The sequence below is a fragment of the Mycobacteroides franklinii genome, from assembly GCF_002013895.1.
In the GTDB taxonomy this organism is placed as follows: Bacteria; Actinomycetota; Actinomycetes; order Mycobacteriales; family Mycobacteriaceae; genus Mycobacterium; species Mycobacterium franklinii.
In genome coordinates this window covers 73,730-98,599 of sequence record NZ_MAFQ01000016.1, presented here as the reverse complement: position 1 = coordinate 98,599, position 24,870 = coordinate 73,730, and the positions used below count along the sequence as shown (strand labels likewise).

Sequence of the window (24,870 nt, the reverse complement as noted above, 5' to 3'; positions counted from 1 at the left end):
AAACACAGGAGTCATTGTGGGAAAGCTTGACGGCAAGGTGGCGGTGATCACCGGCGGTTCCAGTGGTATGGCGCTTGCCGGTGCCAGGTTGTTCGTCCAGGAAGGCGCTCACGTTGTCATCACGGGCCGACGGAAGGAAGTGGTCGATGAGGCCGTCATGCTGATTGGCCGCAATGCGACTGGCGTGCAGGCTGATTCGGCGAATCTAGATGATCTGGACCGTTTGTTCGACGTAGTCAGGCGGGAGAAGGGCGCCATCGACGTGTTGTGGGCCAATGCCGGCACAGCCGAAGAAGGCAGGCTTGGCCAGATCACTGAGGAACACTTCGACGCCACGTTCGGGCTCAACGCCCGCGGCACACTGTTCACGGTGCAAAAAGCGCTGCCACTGTTCAACGATGGCGGCTCGATCTTCATGACCGGGTCAATCGCATCTGTCAGGGGCTACCCATCCTGGAGTGTCTACGCCGCGAGCAAGGCAACGCTACATGCGTACGCCCGCGGGTGGTTAGCCGAGTTGAAGGACCGCAGAATCCGGGTCAACGTGCTGACCCCGGGCCAGGTCGTCACGCCAGGACACGAGCAGCTGTTCGACGACGAGACCAAGGCCGCGATGGACGCGAGGGAGGCGTTGATCCCACGGGGAAAAAACGGCAGCCCCCAGGAGATAGCGACGGTCGCCTTGTTCCTCGCCTCGAACGACTCGAGCTTCGTCAACGGTATGGAATTGATCGCCGACGGCGGCACCACCGCAGTCTGACCACGCACCACCATTGAGCCGACGGTGGGGCCTGATCCAGCCGCTGCTAGCGGCGGTTGCTAAACACGCGAGGAGCCGACCAACAGTTCACCAGGGAGCAAGCGAACAGCTAGGGCAACAGACTCACCCGGTCGCAATGGAGTGCTCCACGCAATCGCTGGATGCCGTAACCAGTGCCGCCAACAGCTTGGCGAGGCGCGCACACCCTATCGAAAGCGGTGTTCCGCCAACGTTGCCGGAGACGAAACAACCACTCATCGCCACTGTGAGACAACAGACCAACGGATCCGTCACAATCACCTTGTGAGCCACCACTCGCGGCAGGCCCCGAAAACCGAGGTAGTCAACGTCCGCGCGTCCGCGAGGGCGGCCAATAGGGGCAGGGTTGGTGCGGAGCCAATCACGCACCGGCACAGCATCTTTCCCGCTGCGCCACCACCGAAAATAGTGCGCGTAACACAAGCCCAGATCAGGGCGAGGACGATCTGAACCGGGTATGTCGTTGCCCAACCAGTAGACGTCGCGGCCACATTCGCCGACCGCGCAGCGCTCCTGGGTGGCCCTCCGCGAATCGTCGGGTGCTTCACGGACCGGCCAAACGTCCAATGTCCAATGTCCAAGGGCTAGGGGGAATCTGCAGGGTGGCGATCCGATCGAGTAGCACCGCGTGCCCGCGACTGATGTGCCCCAGCCCCGGTGACCATCAGCGCTGCTTGCCGCCGGGTGGGTCGGATAACGGCTGCCACACCAAATGCTCGGTCTCCCGTATTCGGGCCGCCAGATCATCGCGGCCAGATGGATGTAGACATCGGCGCTGGAGGCATGCGACTGACCCAGTCGAGCCGCGATCTCAGGCGCTGTCCAGCCTGCCTTCGCTAGTGCAGTCGCATGCGTGGGCCGCAACGTATGCGGATGCAGACCCTCGAACGAAACGGTGTACCAGGTAATTCCACGCGCCGACAACCACCGGTTAAAACAAGCTCAAATGCAATGCGCATGACCGCACCGAATTCGGTGATCGATCAACGGCCCGCATTCAACGCAGGAACTGCCCAATCTCCCCGAGCGGCAGGCCCGAGTCGTCGACCACCGTCCATGACCGCGTGTCGTGAACGGTCACCGGAACTGCCCGCAGCCCAGCAGAAATCGTGGTCGACCTCATCGCGCGCCTGTAGATAACCAGCCACGATCGCACAATAACTCGGGGTACCGACAGGGCCGAGGATGCGAGCCTGAGTGAGTTTAAGTGCCTTCGATCTACGCCTGTGGACTGACCTCGCTGATGGATTGTGGTCCGGAGCTCGGCTCATTTCTGAAGGTGGCTCGCTTCGGCGTGGGCAGTTTCTGCGGCCACCAGAACCAGGGCCCGAGGAGACTGGCTAACGGCATCACCAGCAATAGCCGGACGATCATCATGTCGAAGACCAGTCCGATGCAGATGGTCGCTCCGGCTTGGCCGATGTTGACCACGTCGCTGGAGAGCATCGCCAGCATGGTTCCGGCGAGCACGAACGCCGCAGTGACAGCGACGTTGCCGGAGCCGGTGATAGTCCGGATCAGGCCGGTGCGGATACCGGCCGACAACTCTTCGCGGTATCGGGACAGCAGTAGCAGGTTGTAGTCGCAGCCCACGCCGACGAGCACGATGAAGGCGATGGGCAGTGTGAGCCAATGCAAGGTGATGCCGAACAGGGTCTCCCAGATGAAAGCCGCCAGCCCCAGCGAGCCCAGGAAGGACAGCACCACGGTGATCAACACGATCACCGAACCGGCCAGCGTTCGCGTGATGACCATGACGATCAGGAACACCAACCCGAAGGTGGCCAACATCATCGTCAGGATGTCGTTCATGGAAAACGTTTGCACATCACGGAAATTTGAGGATGAGCCGGCCATGAGAAGCTGTACGTCCGATAGGGAGGTGCCCTTGATGGCTTCGTGGGCGGCGGCCTCAGCGCGCTGGATCTGATCGATGCCCTCGGGGCTCATCGCTTCACCCTGGTGGTAGATCATGATGCGGGTGCCCCTACCGTCGGGCGTCATCATGAACTTCAACCCAGTCTGAAATTCCGTGGTTTTGAAGGAATCCGGGGGCAGGAAGAAGAAGTCGTCGTTCTTGGCGTTGTCGAATGCCTGCGCCATGTCGACCATCGGGCTGACCATCGGCTCAAGCTGGGTGATGGTCGCATGCATCAGGCTCTGCGTGGTCAGCGTCAGCCGCTGCATGACAGTCATGTTCTGCACCATGGCGTTGAGTTGGGCGATCATCTGCGGGGTGGCGGTGGAAATCTTGGTCAGACCATCGACCATCGGCCCTAGATACTGCGTCGTTTCGTCGATACTGTCGAGAGACTCGTTCAGCGAGCGCATGGCCCAGCAGATCGGGATGTCGAAGCAGTGCGGTTCCCAATACAGATAGTTGCGCACTGGCCGGAAGAAGTCGTCGAAGTCGGCCATCTTGTCCCGCATCGTCTCCATTGCCTCTTTGAGCCCTTTGGCGGCCTCTGTGGAGATCTGCGCGCCTTCGGCTAACTGTCGCGTGAGGTCCGTCATCTTTTGGGTCGAGGCGATCATGTCGCCCATACGAGCGGCCATGGTGTCGATATCGGCGACCCGGTCTTTCATGAATCCGAGATTCTGGCCGATCATGGTGCCCATGGAACCCATGGAATAGGGCAGCGAGGCGTGTTCCAGCGGTCGGCCGTTGGGCCGGGTGATGCTCTGCACCATCGAAATGCCCGGTGTGCGGACGATATTCTTGGCAATCCGGTCCAGGCTGATCATGTCGGTGGTGTTGCGCATGTCGTGGTCGGCCTTGATGTACAGGGTGTCGATCGAGAGCTGGCTCGGCTGGAAATGCCGGTCGGCCGCTGCGTAACCCTGAGATGCTTCCACAGAAGTCGGTGCGTAGTCCCGGTCGTTGTAGCTCACCGTGTAGTTGGCCAGGTTGGCGATGCACAGCGGAATCACCAGTGCCGCAACCGCAATCATCGCGGCGGGCCACTTGGCGGTGGCAGTGCCGAGCTTACGCCAGACGGGGCTGGCCTTGGCCGGCTCGCCCAGCCAGGGGATCTTGCTTCCCAGCGTCAACAGCGCCGGGCCCATCGTGAGGGCCGCCATGACCGACACGGCCATCGCCACGAAACACGGCGGCCCCAGGGTGCGGAAGTAGTCGAGCGTGGTCAGGCTCAGACACAGGCACGCACCCGAGATCGCTACTCCCGAGCCGATGACGACGTGGGTCACGTTGTGCACCGAGGTGTAGTACGCCGACTCGCGGTCCTCCCCGGCCCGCAAGGCCTCCTCGAAGCGGCCCAGGTAGAAGATGCCGTAGTCGGTAGCAACACCCAGGACCAGGGACACCGCCATATTCATCCCGAAGGACGAGATCCCGATGACGTGATTCTCAACCAGCAGCGAGATCACGCCACGCGCGGTAGCGAGCGTGATCAACACACCGAACAGCGGGATGATCGCCCGGGTAACGGAGCGGAAGGCGATCAGCAGCATGACGATGATCACCACGACGGTGACGATTTCCAGCGTGACCATGCTCTCGTCGGCGGCGGTCAGCATGTCCGAGGCCAAAGGCGCCGGACCGCTCACGTAGACCTTGAGTCCCTCGGGTTTCTCATTGTCGAGTTTCTCGATGATGCCCCGAATGGCCTTAATCGACCTGTTCGAGTCGGCATCAGCCAAATCGCCGGTCGGCCGGACCGTCAGCGTTGCCACCTGACCGTCCGCGCTCTGCTGACCCGAGCGGGTGACCGGATCGCCCCACATGTCCATCAGTGACTGCACATGCTCTTTGTCGTCCCGAAGCCGACGAACCATCTCGCCGTAATACTTTCGGTCCTGTTCGCCGAGCTGGCGGCCCTGCGCCTCAAGCACGACGACGGCAGCGCTGGTGTAGTCGGATTCCTTGAAGTCCTTCCCCTGAGTGATGGCCGCAACCGACGAGGGCGCGTCCCGCGGAATCATCGCTTTAGCGTTAGCCGAGGTGGTTTCTTCCAGGGAGGGCACAAAGATAGTCACAGCAGCGGCGGCAATGACCCAGAAAAGCACCACCGGAACCGCGAGCACACGAAGCCAGCGTGCGGCGGCTGGATGCTTGTGCGTTTTGTGCTTCACCGGGCGTTGAGTCGGCACCGGACCCGTGACCGCGTCATCACCCGGCGGCTGCTGGCCCGCGGTCATGCTGCCGTCACCGAGCACGCAACCGCGGCACCGACGTGGTTGACGACCTGTTCCTCACGCACTTCTCCGTTGACCCGGATGCGGCAACCCACAGTGTTGCCGTCGACCTGTGCGACGAGGCTCAGCGACACCGCCGACGACATCGTGGTCTCCGAAACCGACCACGGCAATGAGGTCAGCACGACATTGACGGGTTCGCTATTGAGGTTGGCATAGGCCACCTTCCCGCTATTTCCGAGATCACCGAACACCTCGTAGGTGACATTCTTGGGATTGATCTGAACCACCGTGGCCGGGATCGGACGAGCAGTCGGAGGGTGGCTGATCGCCTGCGACTTCTCTCGAATCCGATTCACCCCGAAGCCCACCACCGCGATGACGATCAGCGCCACCACGGGCATCCACAACGCGCCCACCACTCGGCCGGCTCGGCCTTTTGCTTCTTCGCGTCGACTCATGATCGAGACCCTGTCGCTGGGGCGCGATGAATGACAATCATTGGATCCTCGTTTCGCTCGGCGCTTCATGGGGTTTCGCTGTGCGCGGTGAGCCGACTGGAGGAGCCAGTAATGGTGTCGTACTAACTAGTTCAGAAAGGTGTCGGCCTGTCTGCATTACAGTGCGATCCGGCCGAACCAGCGCCACTTTGGCATGGCCGCGGCGCAGCCAACGGCCCAACTCGGATTGGCGCGGTTCGATAATGAGGTCGGCGCCGCACCGACCCAGCAGGGCTCGTTGATCGCAATCCACCGCTTCGCAGGTGACCACTGCAAATCCCATCCCGAGGACCGTGTCAAGTCGTTGGCCCTGGCTGAGAACAAGATTCGGAATCTGGGTGCCAGCTAGCTGCAGCGGGCGTCGGGGTTTGATCACTAGCGCAGACCGAGTCAGCGGCGGCGACCCCGAATGACGTATGCGTGATCGCACCCCCGGGACGTGACGTAGGCGGGGAACCAGCAGTTTGCAGATGGCAGCGCCCACTGCGCTGCGAGTGGTCATGGCCATGCCGATGGCTACCGCAACGGCGATCGTTTTCCAGGCGTGAGGCTTTCGTTCTTTTTCATAGGTGTCCAGCACCCGCGCGGGCAACTGGCCGCCCAGCACCCCGGCTAATTTCCAGGCGAGGTTGGCTGCATCCCTCATTCCCGCTCCCATGCCCTGGCCGACAAATGGTGGGGTCAGGTGGGCGGCATCGCCCAGAATGAACACATTGCCGTTGCGCCAGTGATCGGCAACGCAGGCGCGGAAGTCGTACTCGGTGGCCCGAACCAATTCGAGTTCATTGGCCGTGACGTTGCCTATCCATGGGGCGAGCAGCGGCTGCAGCTTCACAGTGGTGTCAAAGTCTGCCGCCGTCTCATCGTGGTGAAGTTTGAATTCCCAACGGTAACGGCGTTTTCCGATCCGCATGAACGTGGCCGGACGATCTGGACCGCATAAGTGGTGTACGCCGTCCCATTGGCGCAGGTCGGCGTCCGAGGACATGTCGACCACAAGCCACCGCTGGGCGAACGGCCATGCAGTCATGCTGGATCCGATGACGGTGCGGACCACGCTGTTGGCGCCATCACAGCCCAAGACATAGGCAGCCATCACACGGTGTTCACTACCGCTATCGCGGTCTGTGAACCTCACCCACACCTGGCTGTTGCCAAGTTGCCTGATTGCAGTGACTTCGACACCGCTTCGCACTGTGACTTGCCGATACCGCGCCAGGTTGGCACGCAGCAGCTCTTCCAATTGAGGCTGATCGAACATATTGGCCTGCGGGTATCCATGGATACCGATCCGAACGCGGTCTATCTGGCTCAGCACCCGTCGACGGTGATCGAGCAGCCGCATTCCCGCGCCGGGACGGGAGATGGCGGCGAACTGTTCGCCGACACCTAACTGCACCAAGATGCGGTAGATCTCGTCGTCGAGATGTACGGCCCGTGGCTGCGGATACACCGTGGGCCACCGATCAAGCAGCAGGCACGGTACGCCGTGCTGGGCTAACAGCGTGGCAGCAGTCAGGCCGGTCGGCCCAGCCCCCACGATGACAACCGGAAACGGCTGCTGTGCTGAGGTATTCACGACAGGTGCCGGATCTGATCGGAGCATGGCGTTCAGTGCTCCTCGATCAGACGCCATGTGATGGTGTACCGGTCCAGAATCGCCTCGACCATCGCATGGCGGCTTCCCGCAGCGAGGTTGACGGTGACGACCGTTGCTCCGTCTTCGGTGTCGGCGGTCACGGCGCGTATGCCGTCGATGCCGGTCATGGCGTCGTTGACGGCGCGGCGGGCGGCATCGGCCCGTAGCGGCAGTTTGTACGGTTTGCCGATGGCAGTAATCGGGATGGTGTCGATCACGATGACCGCTTTGGGTGCGGCGGCCGCCTCGGCGACGCGGTCAGCGGCCCACTGCCGTAAGGACTCCGCGGTAGCGGTGGCGTGCTGTCGTACGGTCACGTAGGCGACCGGTACTTCGCCAGCGTGTATATCGGGGCGGCCAACCGCAGCGGCGCCGATAACGTCGGGATGAGAGAGCAGGGCATCTTCGATCATTGCCGGGTCGATATTGTGCCCGCCGCGGATGATGAGGTCTTTGGCACGGCCGGACAGATGGACAAAATCGTCGTCATCGATCCAGGCCAGGTCGCCGGTGTCGAGCCAGCCATCGACCAGTTTGCCGTCGCCGTCGAGTACGAAACCATCGGCGCTACGGCCCGTGACGTACCCGGGGAACACGGTGGGCCCGTGGATGGCCAAGATGCCAACGGAGCCGCGCGGCAGGTCATGCCACGCACCGTCATCGTCGATATGGACGGCTTTGATCTGTTGGTAAGGCAGTCTTTGGCCCGCCGCACCGGGCCGGGGATGATCGGGGAAGCTGCGGGCGCTTGCGCAGGTCGCTTCGGTCAGGCCGTATCCCTCAACGAGGGGAATCCCGGTGTGTGTCTGAAAGTCGTTGCGGACCGCGGCGGGCAATGCTGCGGCGCCCACCACGGCGAGCTTCATGTCGGAGATGTCCGCATCGATCGGGATTTGCGCGAGGACGGCGTACACCGTGGGGACGGCGCTCATCGCGGTTATCCGATAGCGCTCAACGATTTTCCAGAAGTTGCTGTACAGCGCCATGTCCCGGTAGCCCCGTGGTCCTGCCCACAGGACGTGTTGCCCACGCAGCAGTGGAGCCAGGGTGGTTACCACGAGTGCGTTGACATGGAATAGCGGCAACGCGGCGAATAGCACGGCGGTCTCGTCAAGCACGGTGTTGGCCGCGATCATCCAGGCGTTGATGACTTCGTTGGCGTGGGTGTGGGCGGCCAGCTTGGGGGCGCCGGTGGTTCCACCGGTGTGAAATAGTGCTGCCAGATCGTCGGATTGTGGTGCGGCACCATGGAATTGGTCGCTGTCGTAGTCGGCGGCCCGACCCATGAGGTAGTCCACTTTCGCGCCTGGCAGGAAATGCGCACGTGTGGCGGCAGGGGTGCCTGCCGCGGTGATAAGGAGGACGGTGTCGATGAGACCATCCGCGACGAGGCCTTCGGCGATAGTCCACGCGGTGGCATCGAGATCAGGGTCGGCGGTGATCAGGACGCGGGCGCCGGAGCGGCGGATGAGTTCACCAATGTGGTCGGGTGAGAGTGCACCGTTGATCGGGGCTGCGATACCAGCCAGCTGTGCCGCCAGTGTCGCGGTGATCAGGTCGTCGCAGTTCGGTGCGATCAGAGCGACGGTATCGGTGCGCTGAACACCGATGTCGCCCAAGAGGTTTGCCACTTGGTGGACATCATGTAGCAGGTGCCCAAAGGTGCGGCGGGCAGGCTGCTGCCAACGTTCACCATCAGGCAGTACGCTGACCGCGATCCGGTCGGGCCAGATCTGTCCGGCACGTGCGAGCAGCGCGTAGGTAGAAGGGGGCAGGCCGCGATGGGCCAAAGGTATCGATTCGATGATGCGAAGATCATCCGGGCGGGCATAGTTGGGCCACAACTGGTTCGGGCTCATGCGTAGCGCACCGTGTTAGTCTGCGTGCCCAGCTTGATGCTGCCGTCGTCGAGAGCCGCGGTTGCTTCGATGACGTCTCCGTCATGCAGGTACCTCGGGTTACCGGCTTGACGTTTGAAGAAGGCCTTCCATTTCACCGCGGGCGGCAACAGGGACGCGATGATCTGGATCGGCTTGGGCGGCGCGCTCAGTGCGGTACCCACCGGTGTTCCGGTCAATAGGAGATCGCCGGCGCTGAGGTCCTGGAAGCGGGTCAGTGCTTGCAGAGCCTGTCGTGGCGTGTAGATCATGTCATCACCAACAAGCATGTTCTGGCGCAGTTGGCCATTGACGCGCAGCTGCAGGCGAAGATCGCCGAAGCGCTCGAGTTCAGAGGGGGTCAACAAGACCAAGGCCGGGCCGACCGGGGTGAAGGTCGGGTACGACTTAGCTTCGTAGAACTGGGTTTGGGACAGCTGAATGTCGCGGGCGGACACATCGTTGGTGACCACCAGCCCGCCCACGTAGTGGGCGAGGTCATTGTCGTCAATGCGGGTGCCTGCCGGGATGTCGGTCCCGATGACCAGACCGATTTCGACTTCGTAGTCCAGCAGCTTGACGTGGCCGGGTTTGACGATGTTGGCGAAGGGGCCGGTGATCGATGCCGAGGATTTGCGGAAGAAGGTCAACGGGATCGTGTCCGGGTCCATGCCGGAATCTTTGACGTGCGAGGCGAAGTTGGTCATCTGGGCCACGACCCGGCACGGTGCGGTAACCGGTGAGATCAGTGCGAGGGTGTCGACCGGCACCGTCTCGGTGTCGTTCGTCGCGGCCTCGATGGCGGCACGGTCGGTCAGCAGGTCACCGGTGGTGGTGGCGTCGGTGACTATCTTTGCTGCCCCGTTTGGGGTGTGCACCCACCAGGCGTCAGCGGTGCGCAGAACGGAAATGGTCATGACTTGGCCGCTTTCAGTAAGCCGGTGAGGCGGTGGACATCGAATTCGTTATTGCTACGCACAGCGGTCAGCAGTTCGCGTACCTCGCGCCGCATGTGGCGGGCACTGGTGCCGAGGAAATCGGCCGTGGCGGGCGGCCCCCACTGCGCCAGGCCCGAGGCGCCGAACTGGGCCCATCCGGGTTCGAGGGTGTTGTCGAACATGTCGCCGTCGGTGAAATGTTCGACCATGAACCCGTCGGGGTCACGCCAGTAGTCGAAGATCTGGCTGCCCTGGACGTGCCGCCCGATACCCCAGGAACGTTGGTAGCCGTGCGCTTTGAGGTATTCGCCGCCGGCGGCGAGGGCGTCGAGATCGCTGACCTGGTAGGCCGAGTGCACATAGCGGTTGGCTGGCCCCAGCGCCAACGCGAGGGTGTGATGGTCGCTCGGGATCGAGCCGCGGTCGCAGCGTATAAAGCTCATGATCGGGCCCCGATCGCGCTGGCCGGGAAAGTACAGGAAATCGCTGACGATCATGCCGAGGGTGTCGAGGTACCAATTCAGTGCCGCACGGTATTTCGTGCTTTGCAGAACGACGTGACCCAGACGTTGGACCGTGGAGGGTACTCGCGGCGGCCGCTGCGTCACATTGATCCGCTTAAGGCGGTCGCCAACGTTGAGGAGGTGGGGTGCCTGCCTCGGCAGCGGGCGCGCCGGCCGTGTCGTGGCCACTACACGGACCGGGATGCCACTTGGATCGGTCAATTGCACGCCCAGGCCGCCCATCGATTCCGGTAGCGGCGTCACCCGCGAGCCGGTCGCGTTGGCCAGGCGCACCAGGTCGGCGTCGTCGCCGACGGCGAATGCCATTCCGCGGAAGCGGGTTTGCGTGCCGCGCCGGATGAGTACGCAGGGAGCGTTGGGATCGCTGCCACGCAAGTGCAATTCGGTGTCAGTGCGCATCGCCGTGGCCAAGCCGAACGCGTGAGCAAAAGCTTCAGCACGGGCCAGATCAGGTTTGTCGAATTCCAGCCAGGCGACGTCGGTGACCTTGATCAGCGGGTTACGCGATCGGCCGGGATGCTCACCGCTGCGGGCGCCCTCGGAGCTGTGCAGGGCGGCGTGTGCACCGGAGGTGCTGCTGCTCACGGGGACACGGTCAGACATCGGGTCGCCGGCTACTGCCGATTCTGAGCTCATTGCCGAGCCTTTCCATCCGTCACCGTGGGCCACGCCTCAACAACAACGTAACTGATTGAACAGTATTGTTCAATTCAGATCAAGACTGTCCTTGTGTCTAGTTGTGGTTGACGCAGCCAGGCGTCGCGCCAACCAGTCCTCATCTATGGCACTGGCCAGCAGAAATAATGAAGCGTATTCAGCCCGTGGAACACATCTGTTCACCACGTCAGAGATCTGTGCAATTTACGCTGGTAGAGTTCGTCATTGAACGGCGGTGTAAACCCGCACGGCGGTGAGGAGCGGCTCAATGACGACGACCGACAACCGCATCTACACCGCTGCCATGCGACTCTTCGTCGAGAAGGGCACCACGCAGATCACCATCAGCGAGCTCGCGCAAGAGGCCAACCTGGCACGCGGCACCCTGTACCGGAACCTGGGCTCGATCGACGGACTGTTTGACCGTGTGGTCAGCGCCATCAGTACGGATCTGCATCAGCGAGTGGCGGCGACGTTCGACGGGATCGACGATTCGGCGACACGACTGGCCATCGGGGTACGCATGTGGGTGCGGTACGCGCACGAGAACCCACTGATGGGCCGGTTTGCCGTCAAGTTCGGCCTCAGCCAGGAAACCTTACGCACGTGGATGACCGGCCAGCCGCAGCGTGACATCGATTCCGGCATCGCTTCAGGCCGCTATTCACTGGGCGATCTCACCGTTGACAGCGTGGCATCACTAGTCCAGGGGGCCACGATCAGCTCAATGTGGATGGTGCTGGAAGGCCACCAGACGTGGCGCGAAGCCGGGTCAGCAACGGCCGAACTCGTGTTACGCGCCTTAGGGATTACCCCGGATGAAGCCCGCGACATCGCGGCAATGCCCTTACCCGCGACGCCACCTCACGTCTTGACGACGACTTAACAGACTTCCGAGCCAGCTTTGACTGCATCGAGATCTGCTGCCACTACTTCCAACTCGCGATCGCGCGGGAAAACCAGGTGTATATCTCGCTGATCTGTCATGCCCCAATTGCACTGACATCAACTAACTTTCGCATCGATGAGAATGAACAAACCTATGCGGTGCCCGATAATCCATTCCAAGCCGCCGAGGTCACCACGGTCAGCACCAGCGGCGAAACCGGCATGCTCGACTACGGATATGTGAACATTCCCGGCGAGCTCACCCGCCTGGAGTACTTCGTCGACCAGGCACTAGGTGAGGCCGGTTTCACCGTGATCGCCGCGGCTGTGCCGACCTCGCTGTTCCTGCTGCCCAACCCCGCGCTCGGGCTTGTCACCGGCAACGGCCCCCAAACCGTCGATATCCAGGCCGCCGATATTCGAGGCCGAGTCACCGGCTAGCCCAGCTCTGGGAAAAGCCTTTGGACCAATCGCAAACCGAAGCCCATCGAGGGTCCGCAGGTAGCTTTATGACAGACCGGGCAGGCCAAAAACACTGGGCAGTCGGCGTGTTTGGCGCTCCAACTTTCTGTTGATGTAGTGGAAACCCCAGTGGATGCTCTCGGTGATGATGTGCTCCAGCAGCCGCTCTGCGGGATCGTTCCTGTCGGCGCCACAGACGGTGAATGTGCAGTGGGTCTCTCCGGGCAGTTCCACGAACTCGAAGGTGTCGATCAGGGCGGTGGGAGGTCCTGACCATGTCAGGGCCTGCACTGCGAACTCCAGCCGCTGGCACGGCTGCACATCACTGACGACGCATTCGAAACATCCAGTAAATCGCGTGCCCAGCACCGCCGGGTCTTTGATCACGAACCGCCGGCCCACGGTAGGAGTGAATCCTTGTGTGTTGACCGACCACATGTCGGGATCGAACATCAGATCCCAAACATGTTGAGGCAGAAACGGAAAGCTCCGTTGCACAGTACCCATCCGAAACCTCCTTACCCGCTCACCCGGTCAACACTGCTTGGCCGGATACGTGCCGCAGACGTCCGGATCCAGTGCCCCACAACTGCGGTGTGCCCGTGCTGCTCAACAGGCACGTTCCCGGCAGCCCCATTGCCGCGGCGGAAACTCTCGCCACGGGAGTGACCGTTCGCCCATTTGAGCTACCACTCACACTCTCGACCGCGCATAAGGCTCTGTGCGAGCGCCTGGATTCGACCTGCCAGCATCGCGACGAGCCGAGATCGTCGCGCTCATATCCTTTTACTGCACGCCGACCCATTTGGAGCAGCAGCTGTCCGCGCCGTAACTTTCCCCTGCCATGCCCAGACCGCCGCGACCGATGCCCCGCGTTACTAGTACTGGCAGTACTGATAATCATGCCGGGAAAGCTACTCGCAGCGTTCGGCCATGTAAATGGACAAACGCCCAGGTACCGGCCCTGACCATCCCCAAGCCTATCCAATCTCAGCACTGTCGACTCCAGCGAGTCTCGCTGGGGAGGATGCTCGGCCACTCACCATCTGACACCCGCACGACTGCCCTGCCGGTTCGTGATCATCGCGCCCGCAACAACTCACGCTGAACGGCTTGGGCATGGCGCAGGGCTCTGTCTCTGGCCGCCGCGGATTTACTCTAAAGCTCGATACATCCTGCGCTCCTCGATCCCCTTGCGGGTACAGATTCAGTATCCCCGCATTGCCCAGAAGGTCGAGGCGTCAGTATCGGTGTACGAGACGGCCTGTCAGGTCTGCGCGATGCTCTGGACATCGATTTCAGCCGATCCAACCCGCCGATTGGGATATAAAGTCCCATGTGGTTCAACTGATTCCGCGGCGAGCACACCTCATGTGGTGTCACCATCCACCACATGAGGTGAAAGTATGTAGGGGTGCTTGAAGAGGTCTCTGCAGCACAGGCTCGGATACTGCTGGCCTCGCTCCACGATCATGTCGAGGAGGTCTCTGCAGCAGTAGCCGCCGCCGAGCGGCGCTACCACATCGGCGTCAACGGGTCGTGAGGTTACGCAAGGATCTCTACGAGGCGCACCACCTGATCGATACACTGCACCTTCGATTTCCGGCAACCCAGGAAGCCGCGAGTTCGGTGCAGCGATATCGCGCTGCGGCTACGCACGTCCGATCGTCTGTGCCCCAGGTGATCTGAGACTCACACGCTGTGCCAGCTCCCTGGAAAGATGTGGCCGCACATTGCCGGTCTCAATGGTCATATGCGTCGACGATTCGTTGAACACCGCCCATGCCTAGCGATCAGTGCCGGCTGATCCCGGTAGCCGAGAAAGCCAAACCCCGCAAAATCGCCGTGGATCGCCCGGCCGCCGCCATGGCGATCGATGACACCACGGTGATCACCGAAGAGGGCGACGCGGTGGTGCGATCAAGGAACCGGTCAGCGCCTGACTGTGTTCGTGTTCCACTAGCTAGGCCGAGGCCTCACGTGCCGCCCCGATGCCGGCGGGGCTCATGCCAGCGATCCATCCTCGGCTCAATCATCCCGATGCCCTAAGTAGACACCTGGGCTGCAGCGAAATGCATATTGCAATAGACCGCATCTCAAAACCTGGATGGTCGGCCCCGTTGACACCACAAAGGAGGTGAGCAATGACGCAGAGCGTGATGATGGTGGCGCCGGCACCGCCAAGCCCGGCCGAGTCAGAGGTGCTGGCCACATCTGGACGACGCCACAGGGGTGATAGCGCTGATCGCTGAAGTCGACGCCATACTCGGCGCCGCCGAAGCTCACCGGTGCCAGCGGCCGGCGCCACCAGCGGTCGGGTGCGCCCTTCGCGGGCCCTGGCAAGCTGGTCGGTCTCACCATCGCCGCGACAACACAGTGAACCAGTCCGGCGAGTCGACCCGATGCAGCGCAGCCCTCCGCCAACAAGATCCACACGCCCACAAGCTATTCCGATCACGATCAGGTGAAAGCGAGGTGGTGATACAGCTATCCAACCGTGCCGGGCCAGCCCGTCCCGAAAGGACCACACCACTTGGGCGTCGTCGTCTGCGCCCACATCTGGACGATCTGCACACGCTAACGCCACACCCAGGCAACAGTTCCCCGAGGCGCTGCCCGGCACCACCATCACCGATACAAGGGCGTGGTGATTGCTGTGACATGCTCTAGCGGTGACTGCTCGGCAAGGCGGAAGCCGGAGCGCCGGTGCACGGCGTTGTCAAAACTTCGTGTAGCCGGCGTCCATGCCGATGGCCTTGGACGAATTCTTCGACGATGTACCTACCGGCGGCTGGTTGCAACGTCACCATGGCCTGAATCTCGTAGAACTCTCGGAATGCTTAGACCAGGCGACTGCCGTCGAATCAGCGCCGAGGCGTACCGACGAGCCGTTGAACCGTTGTTGACGTTCATTGCGGACGGTCCAGTGGGTCGGTCAGTTCCGCGGAAGATCGAGTCCACTGATCGCAGCGACCTCAGGACGGTGCGGGCGCGGAGCCAGGAAGTCCAGAACCTCCGGTACGAACTCATGGTGGTACTGAAAGACGCCACCGTGACCGGAGTTGGGGTAGATCCGGAGGCGGGAGTCGGGCAGCCGAGCGGCCATGTCCTTGGAGTGCTCGCTGGCGACCATCAGGTCATGGTCGCCGTTGGCGACGAAGACCGGGATTTTGATCTGTGACAGGTCGTCGGCGGGGTGCAGTCCCGCGCTGGTGATTGCTCGCACCTGCGCGAGGCCGGCCTGTGAAGATATCGGCTTGTCCAGATCCGACGTGCGCTCCGCGAGCCGCTCGAGGTAGGCGTTGGCCGCCTCTTTGCCCTTCGTGGTACGAGGGAAAAACAGGAAGTGGCGTGGGTCCTTTCGGGACAGGAACGCCTTGGTGTAGGCGCCACCGACGATGAATGGCATCTTCCAGATTCCCCCGCCGCCGCGCGGGCCGGTGCCCGCGAGCACCATGCGGCGTACAAGGTCAGGAGCCTGGAGGGCAATCATCTGAGCCACGCCACCACCGAGCGAGAAACCGATCAGGTCTACCTGCTCGTACCCCAGCGCACGGATGAACGCGATCGCGTCGGCGCCCATCTGCTCGATGTCGGTCGGCACACGTCCGGCGGTAGCCCCCACCCCCCGGTTATCGAACGCGATCACATGGTGATGAGCGGCGACGCCATCCAGGACGCGCGGATCCCAGTCGTCGAGGACGGCAGTCAGGTGGTGCAGGAACACTACCGGCACGCCGACGGGCCTGCCCAGCTCGCGGTAGGTGAACGAGGTGCCGTCGACGTCAATTGTCTTGGTGGGCGCGGTCTTCCAGGTAGCCATGACTCCTTCTTTCGTCAGGGTGCTGCGGGGTTGGGCGGGCACGCGCAGGACCGCACGTCAAGCTGATCGGCAGGCGCTGCCGTGAAATGGTCCGATTTCCTTTGCGGCACGGCTGTTATATTATGATCATAATGCTATGGTGTTGACAAGCCCAGTAAGGAGATCCGCGTCATGGTGAGATACGGCCCGGAACACAAGGAAGCGACCCGGCGCCGGATGATCGAGTCCGCCGGACGCAGGTTCAAAAGCGACGGAATCGACGGCTCCGGCATCGCGGCGCTGGTCGCCGACGCCGGCCTGACCAACGGCGCCTTCTACGGCCACTTCTCTTCGAAGGACGACCTGGTCGCTACCGTCGTCGCGCAACAGCTCGAGGACCAGGTCGCCGTTGTGAACTCGCTGCCGGCAGGCCTTGACTCGGTCGAGGCGTTCCTCCGGGAGTACCTCTCCCCCGCACACCGCCACGATCTCGCTGGTGGCTGCCCCTCCGCGGCACTGCTGGATGAGATCGGGCGGTGCGATGTCACGATCCGGGAGGCCTACACCGATGGCGCCAGTTCGATGATCGAGGCGATTGCCCGCCACCTCGACGACGGCGACCCGCAGCGGACCAACGAGCGTGCGATTGGCTTGTTCTCCTTGCTCGTCGGCTCGCTCCAGGCCGCCCGCGCGGTCACCGATACCGCGCTGTCCGACCGCATCCTTGCGGCGGCGTTCAGCAACGCCATGACCCTTGCCGGCGCTTCACGAAATCCCGTACGCCCAACGATCCGACAGGAAACAGAATGAAGGCCTTCGTCGTCACTCATTACGGCCCCGATGGGCTCCGGGCTGCTGATGTCCCGACGCCGAGCGTTGGACCTCGCGACGTTCTGATAGACGTCCGGGCCGCTAGTATCAATCCGCTCGACAAGATGGTCCGCAACGGGGAGTTCAAGCAGCTCATCAGGTACAAGCGGCCTTTCATCCTCGGCCATGACCTGTCCGGCGTGATCACCAAGGTCGGCGCCGAGGTCCGCGGCTTCAAGGCGGGTGATGAGGTCTACGCCCGGCCGCGAGACCTGCGTATCGGCGCCTTTGCCGAACAGGTAGCCGTCGATGCTGACGACATCGCCCTCAAACCCGCCTCCCTGTCGTTTGAGGAAGCGGCCGCAGTGCCCCTCGTCGCGCTCGCCGCGTGGCAGGCCCTGGCCGAGCTAGCCGATGTTCAACCGGGGCAGAAGGTCCTGGTCCACGCCGGCGCAGGCGGATTGGGCTCCACAGCCATCCAGGTCGCCAAGCACCTCGGCGCGTATGTCGCCACTACTGCGAGCGCCAAGGACATCGACAAGGTCCGGGCCCTGGGTGCCGACGAGGTCATCGACTTCAGGGCCCGGGAATTCGCCCAGGTCCTGTCCGGGTACGACGTCGTGCTGGACTCCCTAGGTCTGGCGAGTCTGGAGAAGTCATTGACCGTGCTGCAGCCAGGCGGTCTTGCGATCAGCGTCGTCGGACCGCCGGACCCGGCCTTCGCCGATCAACTCCGGCAGCCGGTCCTTAAGCCCGTTATGGCCGTTCTCAGCCGCAAGATCCGCCGTCAAGCACGCAAGCTGGGCGTGCGTTACTCATTCTTTTTCATGCGGGCTAGCGGTCCGCAGCTCGCGATGCTCGGGGCGCTCTACGACGCGGGCACCCTGCGACCTGTCCTGGACCGGACCTTCCCGTTCGCAGAGACGCTGGACGCCATGGCCTACGTCGAGCAGGGCAAAGCTAACGGCAAGATCGTGGTGAGCCGATGACGATTTCGGCAGATCACCGACCGTCCGTCCTGGTCGCGCGCCGGTCGGGGAATCGGACTTCTCGCCGCGCGCCGAAACTCATCGGCGATCCCCAGAAGGTCATGAAAGCCGACGACTGCTCTCTCACCGCCAGACACCTGAAACAACGCTACCGGTGCGACAACCTCAGCCGAACTCAGCCGGCACTCGTATCAGTAACCACGACAGCCGACACCGACGCATTGTTCGACCACGCCACCACATCCCAAGGAGTTCTCCATGAGCAACAACAGCAACGAGACCATCATCACCTCCTACGCGCAGGCCCGAACGCGCACCGTCGCCGTCGGCGACACAAGCTACGCCTACCGCGAACTAGGCCCCAAGGGAGTCCCGTTGTCTTCTTCGTGCACCTCGCGGCGACCCTCGACAACTGGGACCCCCGCATCATCGACCCCATCGCACAGAAGCGACATGTCATCGCGTTCAACCAGCGCGGCGTCGGCGCCTCCACCGGACAGGTGCCCAACACCCTAGAAGAAGCCGCCGATCACGCCTACGAATTCATCGCGGCACTCGGATACGAGACCATCGACATCTTCTCCTTCTCGATGGGCGGCATGATCGCCCAGGACCTGATCGTCAAACATCCCGCCCTGGTCCGCAAACTTGTCCTGACCGGGACCGGACCACGTGGCGGAAAGGACATCGACAAGGTCGCCGGCGTGACCTACTGGGACATCCTGCGCGCGACATTGACCAGGTCGGACCCGAAAGAATTCCTCTTCTTCAACCGCGACGCCGCCGGAAAGGCCGCGGGGAAAGCATTCATCAAGCGGCTCCATGAACGCACCACCGACCGGGACCAAGAGATCCGCATCAAGGCACTGCAGACCCAGTTGAAGGCGATCCAGAAGTTCGGCCGCTCCGCTCCCTCAGACCTGTCGACGTTCACACAGCCGACGCTGATAGCAAACGGCGACCACGACCGAATGGTCCCCACCGCCCTGTCACAAGACCTGCATAACCGCATCCAGGGCAGCCAACTGCTCATCTACCCCAACTCCGGTCACGGCGGGATCTTCCAGTACCACAAGGAATTCGCCCCCGTCGCCGCCGAGTTCCTCGCCGACTAACCGGGCGCGCCGTGCGCCTATTTCGCGCTGAATGAGCAGCGTCAACAATCGACCCTGGTTTGGTGATCACCTCGATGGACGAGGTGATCACCACCAGCAAACCCACACGGCAGTAAATCCAGCCAACTGTCGCGTACTCAGCACCCGAATGGTCGAATTTCTCCCAAAATGGTTGTGAAATAACGCCAATCACGTCCGGGTCAGCATCCAGATCCATCAACTGATCACGCTCCCGCCATGACTCATGGCCGAGGTGAACGCCGGTGCGTGAAAACCACCACAGGCCTGGAAAAATTGCGACCATGCAGGATGATCCATGGATTGTCCACCACGGAGACCGATGTGCTCGTAGAGCTCCCGCTCTGATCTTGCTTTGAATCGGATTGGCTTGTGATGTTCGCGACCGGTGGATTGCCACATTTGAATCGCCTGCTACATCATCGATGCAATCTGTGGCGGCAGTTTATCCAGGCCCGATAACGACAAACTGAGAGGTTGCCCCGGCATCGAACCGTCTTTGCATCGTTGCTGCTGATCGCTGTTGTCTTGATCCTGGTTAGGCGCCTGGGTCTGGGTGGGCGCCTGTGCCTGTGGCTGCTGCTGGTTGCCTGTTTGAGGCTGCTGAGGCGAGTTCTGTTGCGGCCCTTGATAGTCAGGGTTCGCACGGCCAGGACCCTGCGTGTAGGGCGTCGCGGTCTTATAGTCGGGTATCTGACTCCCCTGCTGCGGCTGCAGCCCCTGATCGGCTTGCTGTGCGCCCTGCTGACCCGGTTGTTGGGGCACACCTTGAGCGCCCGTGTTGTAGGTGGAGATCCCGTTGTTCTGATCCAGCGGTGGCTGGTTAACACCGCCTTGGTGGTTAGGCTGCTGCCGCGGTGGCCCCTAAATTCGTGTCATAAACGACAACCGCATGACATCGAACTTGGGAATATGACACGAAACTCGGGATCTTACAAACGACTTTCGGCTACCTCGCCATATTCGTGAAGCGCGACAGATGCAGCTGGTGCGCCACGGTAATCGTCGCCGTTGGGCCGTTACGGTGCTTACCGAGGATCAGGTCGGCCTCACCGCCGCGCGGATCGTCCCGCTCGAACGCATCCGGGCGATGCAACAGGATGACCATGTCGGCATCCTGCTCCAGCGAGCCCGATTCACGAAGATCCGAGACCTGCGGCCGCTTGTCGGTGCGCTGCTCGGGACCGCGGTTCAGCTGACTGATCGCAATGACCGGAACCTCGAGCTCCTTGGCCAGTAGCTTCAGATTTCGGGAGAACTCCGAAACCTCCTGCTGGCGCGATTCGTGCTTCTTACCGGAGGTCATCAGCTGCAGGTAGTCCACCACCACCAGCTTGAGCCCGGCCTTCTGGTTGAGCCGCCGTGCCTTGGCGCGGATCTCCATCATCGTCAGGTTCGGGGAGTCATCGATGTAGAGCGGCGCCTCACTGATCTCGCTCATCCGCCGCGCCAGCCGCGTCCAGTCGTCATCGCTCATCCGGCCCGAACGCATATCGCCCAGTTTGATTTTCGCTTCTGCCGAGAGCAATCGCATGACGATCTCGGTCTTGCTCATTTCCAGCGAGAAGATGACGCTGGGCAGCTGATGCTTGATCGAGCACGACCGCATGAAATCCAAACCAAGGGTCGAGTTGTGCGTAGGCACCATCGACCGGCTGGCCAAGTATAGATGCTCATCGTTGTCGACCTCGACGCAGCGCACCGGCACACTCTCGATCGGACGTACATCAACAACGAACCGTGAGCCGGAGCGCGCGGTTCCCTTACCCGCCCGACGTTCTTTGTGCAGCAATGCCTTCCGCGGCAGCGCGAACACTTCGTCCTCGCATGCGAACGTCAATGTGTATGCGATTGACGAGGACTCGCTGCGACCCCGCACCTGCTTGGTCGAGGTTTGGCAGCGATAGCCCAGGCTCACCACCAGCTCAGCCACATCTGCCGCCAGGCGTGCACTGGTAACCGAAAACTGCACAGACCCCCCGGCGGTAACGGTGCCGTCGGTATCCAGCAGTCCGGCAAGCACCGCTCGCCGCTGCGACTCAGATGCCCGTAGGTAATCGATCGGAATGTGCTTGTCGCCCAACACCCCAATGGTCCGCAGGCGCGCCTGCAGAGTACCGACGGAGCGGTGGCAGAGCTGGCAGAGCTGCCCGCCAGCGGATGCGTGCCCGCACCGGACACAGGTGGGCGCGGCAGCGGGTTCCGAGACAAACCGCGCACGCCCACCACACGATTGCCCGCACGTGCGCACCTGGGCGGACTTCGGGACAAACGACTGACCACACACAACGCAGTTGCGCTCCGCGACGGGAGCTCCCGGGAGCACCAACTGATACCGGTACTTCGCCGACGGCGAGCTGTGCGCCTCGATGCCTTCGGCCTCGATATGCATCACGATCTCCGGATCGGCGCACGTAATCTGAGCCGAGGCACTCGTCCCATCGCCGAGCCAGGCACCCAGTGTGTACGGGCCCACGAGAAGATCGCGCGCCGGCAGCTGAACCGGCTTGGCGTTGACCACCGAGTGATTCAGGCGTCGATCCGCCGTCTCGCACCGCAAGGTCTCGCCCATCTCGCGTGTGGTCCGCACTTCTGCAAACGTGCGCTGATTCCGGGTCCGGTTGTATCCCGCCGCGGCCGCCTGCGCGGACTTGCGTGACGCACGTGTCTCGGTCAGCCACTGGTGCTGCTCGTCGGCCACGATCACCGTGCCGTCGGAGAACTCGACCTCGTAGCAAGGCCGCTCGGTCATCACCTCGGTCGCGGCGACAACACGGGTCGGCCTGCCGTCGGCGTCCAACAGCTCGTCGCCGACCCGGACCTGGCCCATCGTGGTCCATCCGGTCGGCGTCGGCAGCGGCGTGTCCAGCGCCAGCGCCTTACCCACACCGGGTCGCGCCGCCACGATGATCATCTGTCCCGGGTGCAGCCCATTGGTGATCTCATCCAGATCGGTGAACCCCGTTGGCACACCCTTGGAGATGCCGCCGGCCGATGCGATCGCATCGATCTCATCCATCGTGGGCTGCAGCAGCTCTTCCAGCGGCACGTAATCTTCCGACATCCGCCGGTCGGTGACGTCGTACACCTCGGCCTGCGCCCGATCCACCACCTCGGCCACATCGGCGCCCTCGGCTCCGGCGTACCCGTACTGCACCACTCGGGTGCCGGCCTCCACGAGCCGGCGCAACAGCGCCTTCTCGGCCACGATGCCCGCGTAGTACCCAGCGTTGGCGGCGGTCGGCACCGTGGAAATCAGCGTGTGCAGATAGGGCGCACCGCCCACGCGGCGCAGCTGCCCGCGCCGGTCCAGCTCGGCAGCCACGGTCACCGCATCGGCGGGCTCTCCCCTGCCGTACAGGTCCAGAACGGCCTCGTACACGCTCTGGTGGTTGGGTCGATAGAAGTCGTGTGGCCGCAGCTTCTCCAGAACGTCAGCGATGGCGTCCTTGGACAGCAGCATCCCACCCAGTACGGACTGTTCGGCGGCCACATCCTGCGGTGGTTGGCGGCCGAACTCCTCCTCCGGAGGGGCAACCGGACCGGACTGGCCCAGATCGTCGACTATCGCCACGGCGCGCGGTCCTCCTATTCACATCAAGTCGAACACATGATCGCGTCAAGGTCCGACATGTACGGTTCACCCTGCGCGCCGCGGTAGACGTTAGATGTTGCTGGGCACCCTGCCAAGCTGCCCTGTGGATGAGCCTGGGCATGGGGTGTGGACTACTGTCCAACGCGGTGTTAGGGGGTTGGGGAAAACCTGGGGATAGCTACCTACAGTCCTGCACTTTTCCCTGTTGAAAGCCCGTGAACTACTTGACAGGACTGTGGATGGGAATCCATCCGGCGTGTCGCCGCAGGTTGCGTGTTCGGGCGTGTTCTGTTACCCCGATCAACCCTCTAGGTGAACTAGAGGTAGCTTCGCTGGACTGGCACACGCGTACAATACATTCGCCAGTAGATACGGCAACGGCGCCGCGGAAATCCGCGGCGCCGTTGACCCGGCAGTATTTCGGATCGATCAGCCTTCGGCGACTACATCCACAGTGACCTTGGTTGCCACACCGGTGTGCAGGTGCACGTCCAGCGCGTACGAACCGACCTTCTTGATGTGTGCCTTCGGCAGGGTGACGGTCCGCTTGTCCAGGTTCGGGCCACCGGCGGCCTTGATGGCGCCCACCACGTCAGCGGCGGTCACCGAACCGAACAGCTTGCCTTCGCCTGCGGTCCGCACCGTCAGCTTGACGGCGCCCAACCCCTCGATGGCCTGCTTGATCTCGTGAGCGTGCTCGACGCCACGGATCTCCTTGGCCTCGCGGGCACGACGGATATCCGTCGCCTGGCGCTCGGCACCACGGGTGGCGACAATCGCCAGTCCGCGCGGCAGCAGGTAGTTACGTCCGTAACCGTCCTTGACCTCGACGGTGTCACCGGCAGTGCCGAGGTGCTCGACCTCGGTCGTCAGAATCAGCTTCATCAGATATCCCTCCGGTCCCTACCGCGTCGCCGAGCTGAACGGCAGCAGGGCAACCTCGCGGGCGTTCTTCACCGCGATCGCGATGTCGCGCTGGTGCTGAACGCAGTTACCGGTGACCCGGCGGGCACGAATCTTGCCGCGCTCACTGATGTACGTGCGCAGCAGGTTGGTGTCCTTGTAGTCGATATTCAGCGCCTTCTTGGTGCAGAAGGCGCACTTGCGCGTCTTGACCGGCTTTTCCGGGGCAGGACGGCGCTTAGTCGTCTTGGCCATGGTGAATCTCTTTCTTTCTAGCTAGATAAGTTGTGTCGCCCAGATCAGAAGGGCGGTTCGTCGTCGGCAGCCGTAGTGGAACCGGAGGCCGGGGCACTGCCCCACGGATCGTCGGCAGGCTCGCTGGACCGGGAAGCCCCGCCGCCACCGCCGCCACCACCGAAACCGCCGCCGCCCCCACCACGTGAGGCCTTGTTGACCTTGGCGGTCGCGTACCGCAGAGACGGGCCGATCTCGTCGACCTCGACCTCCATCACGGTGCGCTTCTCGCCCTCGCGGGTTTCGAAGGAGCGCTGCTTGAGACGGCCGGTCACGATGACACGGGAACCACGAGTAAGGCTTTCGGCCACATTTTCGGCGGCCTCACGCCAGATATTGCACCGCAGGAACAGCGCCTCACCGTCTTTCCACTCCGAACTCTGTCGGTCGAAGATGCGGGGAGTCGACGCCACAGTGAAGTTGGCGACGGCAGCCCCGGACGGTGTGAATCGCAGTTCCGGATCGGCGGTCAAGTTTCCGACGACCGTGATGGTGGTGTCACCTGCCACGGTTCCTCCTCGTAGATGTCAGCGGCTTAGTTAACCGGCAGCCTACGGAAGTCCACTGACTCCCGTAGGACCCTCCCGGAGATCGTCAGCGGGCTCCGGTACGCAGGACCTTGGTCCGCAACACGGACTCGTTCAGGCCAAGCTGACGATCCAGCTCGGACACGGTGGCCGGAGCAGCGACCACGTCGATCACCGCGTAGATGCCCTCGGTGTGCTTAGCGATCTCGTAAGCAAGACGGCGCTTGCCCCAAACCTCCACCTTCGAGACGGTTCCGCCGTCACCGCGGATGACGTTCAGGAACGTATCCAGGGACGGAGCTACGGTGCGCTCGTCAAGGGTGGGGTCGAGAATGACCATGATTTCGTACTGACGCATGAGAAACTCATCACCTCCTA

Annotated in this window: 21 protein-coding genes and 4 pseudogenes; 8 read left to right on the top strand and 17 right to left on the bottom strand. The window is 62.6% G+C overall.

The genetic code is table 11. The annotated features are described in order from the left end of the window. The first annotated feature begins 16 nt into the window (after positions 1–16). Positions 17–760, top strand: coding sequence for an SDR family NAD(P)-dependent oxidoreductase (locus tag B4393_RS23525; protein WP_078336181.1), 744 nt, complete (start codon positions 17–19; stop codon positions 758–760). A 123-nt stretch (positions 761–883) separates the two neighbouring features. Here B4393_RS23525 and B4393_RS28205 read toward each other — a convergent pair whose 3' ends face one another. The 8 genes from B4393_RS28205 to B4393_RS23490 form a co-directional block, all read right to left on the bottom strand. Then, entirely contained in the window at positions 884–1,723 is an 840-nt protein-coding gene (locus B4393_RS28205; protein ID WP_236743236.1) for a tyrosine-type recombinase/integrase, read from the bottom strand. 73 nt (positions 1,724–1,796) lie between these two features. Further along, positions 1,797–1,922 carry a hypothetical protein gene (locus tag B4393_RS28320; RefSeq protein ID WP_269087573.1) on the bottom strand — a complete coding sequence of 42 codons (126 nt, stop codon included), beginning with the start codon at positions 1,920–1,922 and terminating at the stop codon, positions 1,797–1,799. 95 nt (positions 1,923–2,017) lie between these two features. Beyond that, complete coding sequence (locus tag B4393_RS23515; protein ID WP_078336208.1) at positions 2,018–4,957, bottom strand: MMPL/RND family transporter; 2,940 nt, start codon at positions 4,955–4,957, stop codon at positions 2,018–2,020. Next, the gene (locus B4393_RS23510; RefSeq protein ID WP_078336180.1) at positions 4,954–5,415 is read right to left on the bottom strand and encodes an MmpS family transport accessory protein; all 462 of its coding nucleotides are present in this window, start codon (positions 5,413–5,415) and stop codon (positions 4,954–4,956) included. Before B4393_RS23510 ends, B4393_RS23515 begins: the two co-directional genes overlap by 4 nt. Positions 5,416–5,452: 37 nt before the next feature. Then, a complete protein-coding gene (gene mhpA / locus B4393_RS23505; RefSeq protein WP_078336207.1) occupies positions 5,453–7,033 on the bottom strand; it encodes a bifunctional 3-(3-hydroxy-phenyl)propionate/3-hydroxycinnamic acid hydroxylase MhpA in 1,581 nt (526 codons plus the stop codon). Between the two features lie 32 nt (positions 7,034–7,065). Beyond that, positions 7,066–8,952, bottom strand: coding sequence for an acyl-CoA synthetase (locus B4393_RS23500; RefSeq protein WP_078336179.1), 1,887 nt, complete (start codon positions 8,950–8,952; stop codon positions 7,066–7,068). After that, positions 8,949–9,887 (bottom strand): fumarylacetoacetate hydrolase family protein, encoded by a 939-nt coding sequence (locus B4393_RS23495; RefSeq protein ID WP_078336178.1) that lies wholly within the window; start codon positions 9,885–9,887, stop codon positions 8,949–8,951. The genes B4393_RS23500 and B4393_RS23495 overlap by 4 nt, the downstream gene beginning before the upstream one ends. Further along, positions 9,884–11,017 (bottom strand): VOC family protein, encoded by a 1,134-nt coding sequence (locus B4393_RS23490; protein WP_413816165.1) that lies wholly within the window; start codon positions 11,015–11,017, stop codon positions 9,884–9,886. The genes B4393_RS23495 and B4393_RS23490 overlap by 4 nt, the downstream gene beginning before the upstream one ends. 340 nt (positions 11,018–11,357) lie before the next feature. Between B4393_RS23490 and B4393_RS23485 the strand changes: the two genes are divergently transcribed. Then, positions 11,358–11,975, top strand: a complete 618-nt coding sequence (locus B4393_RS23485) for a TetR/AcrR family transcriptional regulator (RefSeq protein WP_078336176.1) — start codon at positions 11,358–11,360, stop codon at positions 11,973–11,975. A gap of 161 nt (positions 11,976–12,136) precedes the next feature. Beyond that, positions 12,137–12,418 carry a hypothetical protein gene (locus tag B4393_RS23480; RefSeq protein WP_236743235.1) on the top strand — a complete coding sequence of 94 codons (282 nt, stop codon included), beginning with the start codon at positions 12,137–12,139 and terminating at the stop codon, positions 12,416–12,418. 66 nt (positions 12,419–12,484) lie between these two features. Here B4393_RS23480 and B4393_RS23475 read toward each other — a convergent pair whose 3' ends face one another. Further along, positions 12,485–12,946: an SRPBCC domain-containing protein gene (locus tag B4393_RS23475; RefSeq protein ID WP_078336175.1), complete on the bottom strand. Its 462-nt coding sequence runs from the start codon at positions 12,944–12,946 to the stop codon at positions 12,485–12,487. 907 nt (positions 12,947–13,853) lie between these two features. Here B4393_RS23475 and B4393_RS28315 point away from each other — a divergent pair. Together B4393_RS28315 and B4393_RS28490 are read left to right on the top strand one after the other, a co-directional pair. Continuing rightward, entirely contained in the window at positions 13,854–13,982 is a 129-nt protein-coding gene (locus B4393_RS28315) for a hypothetical protein (protein WP_269087572.1), read from the top strand. A gap of 263 nt (positions 13,983–14,245) precedes the next feature. Further along, positions 14,246–14,353: pseudogene (locus B4393_RS28490) on the top strand (Hsp20/alpha crystallin family protein); the annotation flags it as partial. A 1,021-nt stretch (positions 14,354–15,374) separates the two neighbouring features. Here B4393_RS28490 and B4393_RS23460 read toward each other — a convergent pair. After that, positions 15,375–16,262, bottom strand: a complete 888-nt coding sequence (locus B4393_RS23460; RefSeq protein WP_078336174.1) for an alpha/beta fold hydrolase — start codon at positions 16,260–16,262, stop codon at positions 15,375–15,377. Between the two features lie 171 nt (positions 16,263–16,433). Here B4393_RS23460 and B4393_RS23455 point away from each other — a divergent pair, with 171 nt between their 5' ends. From B4393_RS23455 to B4393_RS23445, 3 genes and pseudogenes are all read left to right on the top strand, one after another. Then, complete coding sequence (locus B4393_RS23455; protein WP_078336173.1) at positions 16,434–17,051, top strand: TetR/AcrR family transcriptional regulator; 618 nt, start codon at positions 16,434–16,436, stop codon at positions 17,049–17,051. After that, positions 17,048–18,040 (top strand): NADP-dependent oxidoreductase, encoded by a 993-nt coding sequence (locus tag B4393_RS23450; RefSeq protein WP_078336172.1) that lies wholly within the window; start codon positions 17,048–17,050, stop codon positions 18,038–18,040. The genes B4393_RS23455 and B4393_RS23450 overlap by 4 nt, the downstream gene beginning before the upstream one ends. Before the next feature lie 258 nt (positions 18,041–18,298). Next, positions 18,299–19,155, top strand: a pseudogene (locus B4393_RS23445) (alpha/beta fold hydrolase). A 94-nt stretch (positions 19,156–19,249) separates the two neighbouring features. Here B4393_RS23445 and B4393_RS28485 read toward each other — a convergent pair. The 7 genes and pseudogenes from B4393_RS28485 to rpsF all read right to left on the bottom strand — a co-directional run. Then, positions 19,250–19,459 (bottom strand): annotated as a pseudogene (locus tag B4393_RS28485) (TnsA-like heteromeric transposase endonuclease subunit); the annotation flags it as partial. Positions 19,460–19,677: 218 nt separating this feature from the next. After that, positions 19,678–20,037 (bottom strand): annotated as a pseudogene (locus tag B4393_RS28200) (DUF6973 domain-containing protein); the annotation flags it as partial. An 85-nt stretch (positions 20,038–20,122) separates the two neighbouring features. Then, on the bottom strand, positions 20,123–22,747 hold the full coding sequence (dnaB, locus tag B4393_RS23430; RefSeq protein ID WP_078336171.1) for a replicative DNA helicase: 2,625 nt from the start codon (positions 22,745–22,747) through the stop codon (positions 20,123–20,125). 450 nt (positions 22,748–23,197) lie between these two features. Beyond that, complete coding sequence (gene rplI, locus B4393_RS23425; protein ID WP_070937716.1) at positions 23,198–23,653, bottom strand: 50S ribosomal protein L9; 456 nt, start codon at positions 23,651–23,653, stop codon at positions 23,198–23,200. An 18-nt stretch (positions 23,654–23,671) separates the two neighbouring features. After that, on the bottom strand, positions 23,672–23,926 hold the full coding sequence (gene rpsR / locus B4393_RS23420) for a 30S ribosomal protein S18 (protein ID WP_005064619.1): 255 nt from the start codon (positions 23,924–23,926) through the stop codon (positions 23,672–23,674). Positions 23,927–23,970: 44 nt separating this feature from the next. After that, the gene (locus B4393_RS23415) at positions 23,971–24,474 is read right to left on the bottom strand and encodes a single-stranded DNA-binding protein (RefSeq protein WP_070937715.1); all 504 of its coding nucleotides are present in this window, start codon (positions 24,472–24,474) and stop codon (positions 23,971–23,973) included. Positions 24,475–24,559: 85 nt separating this feature from the next. Further along, the gene (rpsF, locus tag B4393_RS23410) at positions 24,560–24,850 is read right to left on the bottom strand and encodes a 30S ribosomal protein S6 (protein WP_070937714.1); all 291 of its coding nucleotides are present in this window, start codon (positions 24,848–24,850) and stop codon (positions 24,560–24,562) included. Positions 24,851–24,870: the final 20 nt, after the last annotated feature.